This window comes from Dethiobacter alkaliphilus AHT 1 (genome assembly GCF_000174415.1).
Lineage (GTDB): Bacteria > Bacillota > Dethiobacteria > Dethiobacterales > Dethiobacteraceae > Dethiobacter > Dethiobacter alkaliphilus.
The window spans coordinates 202,261-209,083 of record NZ_ACJM01000005.1 but is presented as its reverse complement, the minus strand read 5'-3'; the positions used below and the strand labels follow the sequence as shown (position 1 = coordinate 209,083).

The window sequence follows — 6,823 nt, the reverse complement described above, 5'->3', positions numbered from 1 at the left end:
CTGAAGAGGAACCAAGCTAAAGCGTAGGCTAAAATCCCACCGGCAACCAGGATGACAAGGTTCAGAACCGGAGCATAAGATGCTGCTTCATACCCCATGGCCAGAGCGCGGAAGGCATCCATGGCATAGGTGCTGGGCAACAACCGGGCTGCCTGCTGCAGAGCTTCCGGCAAAATGGAAGCCGGCATCATCAAACCGCCAAGCATAATGGAGGGCAGGAAAACTAACTGTGACCACATAATAGTTGCCTGTGTGTTTTTGGAGATAGTACCAATGAGCAAACCAAGACCGCTGCAGGTAAAGAGGAAGGCCAGATAAGTTACCGCCAGCATCAGCCAGTTTACCGGTAGTGGAGCAGCAAAGATTAACTGGGCTGAACCGGCAATCACTGTACCAACTACCAGCATGTGAATTACGGTTGCCAGAGCCGGCACTGCCAGAATCGATGCGGCAGGGACACCGTTAATCTTATAGCTGCGCAGGATACCGGCTTCCCTGTCTTCCACCAGGGGGTTGGGTAATCCGAGAATAGCACCGGAGAGAGCAGCAAAGATCATCATTGCCGGAATCATTGTATCCAGGAAAAACGGGTTAATTTCCTCTGTCATAATGGTTCCCATCATCAGGAAAAAGCCAAGGGGCAGCATGTAGTTCATTAACAGTAAATCTTTGTTCCGTAAACCGGTCCGAAGTGTAAACGCAGCATGTTGGGCAAAAGCAGTCATTTTAGTGCACCTCCTGAGTTAATTCCAAAAATCTCTCTTCCAAAGACGGACGCTCCACACGCAAATCTTCCAACTCTTCGCCTGCTTCGTTTATGCGGGCAATAATCTCACACACCGCCGCACCTGGGTCTGAGGAATAGTAGATCCGGTAGTCATCCTGCACCGTGGCCTTCACCACTCCGGCAAATCCGTTCTGTAAAAGTGACTGGCCGGTAGCACGTACGGAGATCTTTGTCAGACCGTTTCCTGTAGCCGTCAGTTCCCTGGGTGTTCCGCTTGCCACAATCTTTCCCTTCAGCATAATGGCCACCCGGTCTGCCAGTGATTCCACCTCCGCCATATCATGGGTGGACAGAATAATGGTGGTTCCTGCATCACGCAGCTCCCGCAGCACCTGATGCAGTGTTACTCTGCTTTGCACATCCAGGCCGGCAGTGGGTTCATCGAGAATCACAAGCTTGGGGTTGTGTGCCACCGCCAGCGCCAGAGCCAACCGCCTTTTTTGGCCGGTGGAGAGTGACTGATAAGTCTGCTGCATTTTATCCTGCAGACCCAGTCTCTCCAGCAGATCAAAGCGGGGTTTGATTCCATGGTAGGCGCTGAAGAGTTTTATGGCCTCCTCTACCTTAATGGTAGCCGGCAGTGCTGCCTGCTGCAGCTGGACTCCTACCAGTTGAGGTAGTTTTCCCGGCTCCGCTGCCGGATCCACATCCAGGATGCGAATGGTTCCACCGTCTTGCTTACGGATACCTTCCAGGCATTCCAGGGTACTGGTTTTCCCCGCACCGTTTGGGCCCAAGAGAGCAAAAATTTCGCCTTCCTTTACCGTAAAGCTGATGCCGTCCACCGCCGTAACGCCACCGTACTGTTTGGAAAAATCTTTTACCATAACAACCATATCTTTCATTTACCGTGACCTCCTTGCTTTCGTTTGTTTCTGTTGTCTATAGAATACACCACAACACTTGGTCTCACATCGGTCTACCGGCGTATTTGGGCCTAGTCATAAAGGACGAAAAAAAGCTTAGGCCGCTTGGAGTAGCGGCCTAAGCCCTGTTAAGTCAACCGATAATTATTCGATTGTCACATAATGTTTAGCCAAAGAATGTTTCGTACAAGCCCCATACCATAACCACAGCAATAGCGATGGGGATGATATACTTGATGCTTACGGCGTACCAGGCACACAGGAACTGGCGGTCCTTACCGCAGTTAGCTTCTTCCATAACCTTCTGGTTGCCCCAGACATAGCCGGCAAAGATGGCGGTAAGTAATCCGCCCAGCGGCAGGAAGATACTGTTGGCAAACCAGTCAAAGGTATCAAGTATATCCATACCCTGGAAAGTGATATCGCTCCAAGCACTGAATCCAAGAACTGAGGGAATTCCCAGGAGGAAAATCAGTCCGCCAAGTACAACAGCAGCGGTTCTGCGGCTCCAACCGTGCTCATCAATGACCCAGGCCACTACAACTTCCAGCAGGGAAATGGCGGAAGTCAGTGCGGCTACAGACAATAACAGGAAGAACAGGAAACCAAACAACTGACCCATGGGCATTTCAGCAAATACCGCAGGCAGGGTCATAAATGCCAGTCCTGCACCACCATCAGGGTCAAAGCCCAGAGCAAACACAGCGGGGAAAATGGCAAATCCGGCAAGCAATGCAATACCGGTATCCAGACCCACAACCCAACCGGAGTCAACTGAAACGTCTTCATTTTGCTTCAGATAACTGCCGTAAGTAATCAGAGCACCCATCCCTAAGCTCAATGTGAAAAAGGCTTGAGCAATGGCTGATAAAAAGGTTTGACCCGTTACCTGACTGAAATCAGGCTGCAAATAAAAGGCTACACCGGCACCTGCTCCGGGAAGTGTTAAGGAGCGAACAATCAGCGCCACAAACAAGATAAACAGCATCGGCATCAAAATCTTTACCGTACGTTGGATCCCTTTAACAACACCGGCTGCGATTACGCCCACGGTGATAAGCATAAAGAGGAAATGCCACAAAATCGGCTCCCATACCTGGGAGATGTGGCCGACAAAAGTATCGACGTAATCTGTACCAGGTGCATACAGGCCACCTAATGACTGTGCAGTATAAGACATGGCCCAGCCGGCTACCACAGAGTAATAAGATAGAATAATAAAACCTGTAAAAACACCCAGAGCCCCGACCAACCACCATGGTGTGTTGGGAGCTAAAGCTTTAAATGCCCCCACCGGGTTTCTTTGTGTCTTTCTTCCGATAGATACCTCTGTGTTGAGTAGAGGATACCCGATAAGCAGGGTTGTAATTAAATAAATCAGGACGAAAACTGCGCCACCCTCAGTCCCTGTTACATGGGGGAAACGCCAGATATTGCCGAGGCCGATAGCTGAACCGGCAGCGGCCAGAATAAAGCCAATTCTACTTACCCATTGTTCTCTTTCGTTACTCATAACGCACCTCCTGTCAATTTAGTAAAAACAGAGAACAAAATTATCCCATTTACCTCCTTTCCCTTTTTTTCACAAGGGGAATAATACCGGCCCGCAAACAGGCCACATTATCCCGTATTCCCTATCGCATAACTTTTTCTTTGTGCCTATTAAATTTCCCTTCTTTTATTTATATATTAATTCTAATATTTATTATTACCGTGCAAAAAAAGAAGCTGACCTAATATCAGCTTCCCAGGGTTTGTTAGATTATAGCAACTTTGACGTATCCCCCATCACTGTCTTCAAAAGCGACATGGAGCTGCGGATAAAACGTTCTTTTTCTTCGGGGTCGGCCTCATGAAATTCTTTTTCCAGCTTTTCCATGATTTCAGCTGCAACATCAAATAGCATATCACCACTCCTGGATTATTATTTTTCAGTACCCTGTACTGATTAAATTACCCATTGGTGGCGGCAATAATAAGTTCCATTTTAGCAGAACGGGGAAATCCTTTAATCTCCCGCTCCCGCCGCATGGCATCTTCTTTTTTTTCGTACTCCTCCCACCAGACTATTTCTACAGGCAGCCTGGCTCTGGTATATTTGGCAGCTTTGCCGCTGTTATGCATTCTAACCCGCTTTTTCAGACACGTTGTCCAGCCGGTATACAGGGTATCATCGGCACACTTTAAAATATAGACAAACGCCGCCATATGATCATCCCCTGTTCTACTTAACCAGCTTCAGTATTTCTTTAAACTCCTGCCCCTCGGCAATTCGTACCAACTCAAATAATGTTGTTTCGGTGCTGGTAATATGAGCCCCGCCGTCCTTCATCTTTTCCAGCCCGATTAGTTTATTATCCTCGGTTCGGGAAGAAACACCGTCGGCCACCACATGCACATCATATTCGGCTTTAAGCAGGCCCATAACGGTCTGGTAAACACAGATATGGGTTTCAATACCCACCACCAATACCTGCTGCCTGTTATAAGAGGACAGAGTCTTTACAAATTCATCATTTAAACAGGAATTAAAGGTCACCTTTTCCACCGGTGCTCCCTCCAGAAGGTCGGCAATCTCCTCGATGGTACCTCCCAACCCTTCCGGATACTGCTCCACCCAGATTACCGGTATATCCAGGGCTTTTGCCCCCTGAATCATGATTTGGATATTATTAAACAGGTCCTCTTTGTTGTGCATCATATGTGCCAGTTTCCCCTGCACATCGATCACAACCAATACGCATTCATCTTTGCTGAGCATCGCTGTCACTTCCCGTCTGCAGAATTTATCTTTACTATTTCTGCACAACAATGCCTGTTCCCTTCACTTTCCGCTGATGCTTTGCTGACTGCAAAGCATCATTCCATTTTTTCCCCGTCGGTTAGCTTTTCCAGCTTGCCGTCGTTTAGTTTATAGATCAAGGGAGCAAGAGAAGCCACTTCAGGATTGCGGGTGGCCAGCACCACCGCCACACCGGCGCGGTTTAAATCCCGAATCTGTTTTGGCAGTTCATGTTCCCGCTCAGGCTCATCAAGGAGAACCGCAGCCAGGCGCCCGTTGGGCTGAATTTTTTCCTTCTCCAGGCCTCCGTCTATAAACCAGACACGCTCTGAACACATCTGCTCCAGTTCCCGGGCTCCGGTGCGCCCCACCAGGCGCCCCTCAAAATAAACAGCGCCCTGGTCCGGTGCATCCCGAAAGCTCAGCACTTTAAGCAAAGTGGTTTTCCCTGCGGCAGGCCCGCCAAGGATGGCAATGAAATCCCCTTCCATAATCTCCAGCCGGATACCGTGCAGCACCCAGGACTGCCTGCCGTTTCCTTTCCAGATATCCCTTGCTTCCAGTACGGTATTACGCAGCATTTTCCACACCTACTTTTTTCTCAGAATGTTTATATCTCTTTGTCACCTGAGTCGTCAGCAGTGACAACAAAAATCCCCAAACTCCACCTGCCACCCCACCGGAAAGAACCGTTATCAATCTGGCAAATAACGCCACCCAAGTTACGGGCATCAAGGCCAGCAAAGTGGATATCCCTGCATCGGGAAACATAATAAACTTTTTTCTCTGCATAAACATCATTTTCACCTGCCAACCAATTCTAATTAACTCTGCTCCAGGCCTTTGCGCCTGTAGACAACCATCAGCAGCAAAAATGCCACCAGAATACTTGCTGATAAAAACGCCAACTGGGGCCCCATTTGCGCCAGGCCCTGCCCTTCATCCAGTGTCAGGCGCAGCATCTGAAAGAAATGGTGAGTGGGGAGAAATCCTGCCAGGGTACCGATAAAATCCTGCGGCTCGTGTGAAGCTAACAGAGGCACCAGCATAAAGACCATATAAACCGGCATGCCCACCACCCCGGTGGCCATCTGATTCTGTGACAACAATCCGATGAGCATACCGATGAAAATACAAACCACTGCAGTAAGAGTCATCCCCACCACGATAACCGGCAATGTCCCTGCTTCACTGCCCACAACCAACAGTAATACAACCATGGTAAGAAGTACCGACACAAAGGTTAAAAGCCCTTTACCAACAAATACCTCTGCCGGTTTGGCCGGGGACAGGGTAAGCACCTCCAGGGTCCTTTTTTCCTTTTCCTCGGCGATGGTCATAGCCGGTACATACATCCCCACCAAAGTGGCCAAAAACAACAGCCCCATGCCCAGGGCAAAGCCGTCGGGCATTTCCGGAATGAAATTCTTGTAGATCATGGTCAGTGCCACCGGGATTACAAACATTGTCAACAGATTCATATTTGTGCGGATATCCTGCGCTTCTTTGATAAAAATTGCTGAAATGCGTCCCATATTCATTAAAAATCCCTCCCGGTAACTTTTACGAAAATATCGGCCAGGGTTGGTTCACTGGAATGAATGGCCCTTACTTTTCCGTGCCGTAACCAGCAGGACACCAACGTGGATGTTTCCTTACAGTCCATATCCAACACTTTTTCTTCTTTTGACCCGTCATCCAGCAGGACACGCAGGGTACGGTCGGCATACTGCAGTTTCAGCTCCTCCGGCGACCCTTGGGCTACAATCCGCCCCTCATTTAGAAAGGCCACCCGGTGGCAGAGTTTCTCCACCTCTTCCATGTTGTGTGAGGTGAGAAAAACTGTGGTCCCTGCTTTGTTGATATCCTGTAAAATCCGGTGCATGTTGTCTGCCGAGGTGGGATCCAGACCGGAGGTGGGCTCATCCAGAAACAATAGCTTGGGCCGGTGCAGCAGTGCCCGCACCAACAGCACTTTTTGTTTCATTCCCTTGGAGAGCTGTTTTACCGGTGTGTTCTTTTCCTTGAGCAAATCCACCTTATGCAGATACTCATCCATGTTATCTGCCTTACAGTTATACAGGCGGCAGAAAAACTGCAGGTTCTGGGCCACTGTCAGCCGCTCATAAAGGTTGGTTTTCTCCGGCACAAAGCCGATATTTAACTGTACCACTTGTTTTTGGGTTGTAACATCCATACCCAGAATGGTTGCCTGACCACCGGTGGGCTGGAGTTGACCGGCGAGGATTTTCAGCGTGGTGGTTTTACCCGCCCCGTTTGGTCCCAAAAACCCAAAAACTTCTCCGTCAGCCACCGAAAAGTCGATTCCTTTCAAGGCCAGCTTATCGCCATATTCTTTCTGCAAAGAAGAAACTTCTATCATCATCT

10 protein-coding genes are annotated in these 6,823 nt (G+C 49.0%); all 10 read right to left on the bottom strand.

What is annotated here, in order from left to right; all coding sequences use genetic code 11:
• A partial coding sequence (locus tag DEALDRAFT_RS06535; RefSeq protein WP_008515981.1) for an ABC transporter permease occupies window positions 1–725 on the bottom strand: 725 nt, incomplete at its 3' end.
• A 1-nt stretch (window position 726) separates the two neighbouring features.
• Window positions 727–1,632, bottom strand: a complete 906-nt coding sequence (locus tag DEALDRAFT_RS06530; protein ID WP_008515979.1) for an ABC transporter ATP-binding protein — start codon at window positions 1,630–1,632, stop codon at window positions 727–729.
• A gap of 187 nt (window positions 1,633–1,819) precedes the next feature.
• The gene (locus DEALDRAFT_RS06525) at window positions 1,820–3,166 is read right to left on the bottom strand and encodes a sodium-dependent transporter (RefSeq protein WP_008515978.1); all 1,347 of its coding nucleotides are present in this window, start codon (window positions 3,164–3,166) and stop codon (window positions 1,820–1,822) included.
• 249 nt (window positions 3,167–3,415) lie between these two features.
• Window positions 3,416–3,559, bottom strand: coding sequence for a hypothetical protein (locus DEALDRAFT_RS16850; protein ID WP_008515976.1), 144 nt, complete (start codon window positions 3,557–3,559; stop codon window positions 3,416–3,418).
• A gap of 47 nt (window positions 3,560–3,606) precedes the next feature.
• On the bottom strand, window positions 3,607–3,861 hold the full coding sequence (locus DEALDRAFT_RS06520) for a GIY-YIG nuclease family protein (RefSeq protein ID WP_008515974.1): 255 nt from the start codon (window positions 3,859–3,861) through the stop codon (window positions 3,607–3,609).
• A gap of 16 nt (window positions 3,862–3,877) precedes the next feature.
• Entirely contained in the window at window positions 3,878–4,414 is a 537-nt protein-coding gene (locus tag DEALDRAFT_RS06515) for a hydrolase (protein ID WP_008515972.1), read from the bottom strand.
• A 98-nt stretch (window positions 4,415–4,512) separates the two neighbouring features.
• Window positions 4,513–5,016: an ATP-binding cassette domain-containing protein gene (locus DEALDRAFT_RS15940; RefSeq protein ID WP_008515970.1), complete on the bottom strand. Its 504-nt coding sequence runs from the start codon at window positions 5,014–5,016 to the stop codon at window positions 4,513–4,515.
• A complete protein-coding gene (locus DEALDRAFT_RS06505) occupies window positions 5,006–5,236 on the bottom strand; it encodes a hypothetical protein (RefSeq protein WP_008515969.1) in 231 nt (76 codons plus the stop codon). The genes DEALDRAFT_RS15940 and DEALDRAFT_RS06505 overlap by 11 nt, the downstream gene beginning before the upstream one ends.
• A 23-nt stretch (window positions 5,237–5,259) precedes the next feature.
• Window positions 5,260–5,976: an ABC transporter permease gene (locus DEALDRAFT_RS06500; RefSeq protein WP_008515967.1), complete on the bottom strand. Its 717-nt coding sequence runs from the start codon at window positions 5,974–5,976 to the stop codon at window positions 5,260–5,262.
• On the bottom strand, window positions 5,976–6,821 hold the full coding sequence (locus DEALDRAFT_RS06495) for an ABC transporter ATP-binding protein (RefSeq protein WP_008515965.1): 846 nt from the start codon (window positions 6,819–6,821) through the stop codon (window positions 5,976–5,978). Before DEALDRAFT_RS06495 ends, DEALDRAFT_RS06500 begins: the two co-directional genes overlap by 1 nt.
• Window positions 6,822–6,823: the final 2 nt, after the last annotated feature.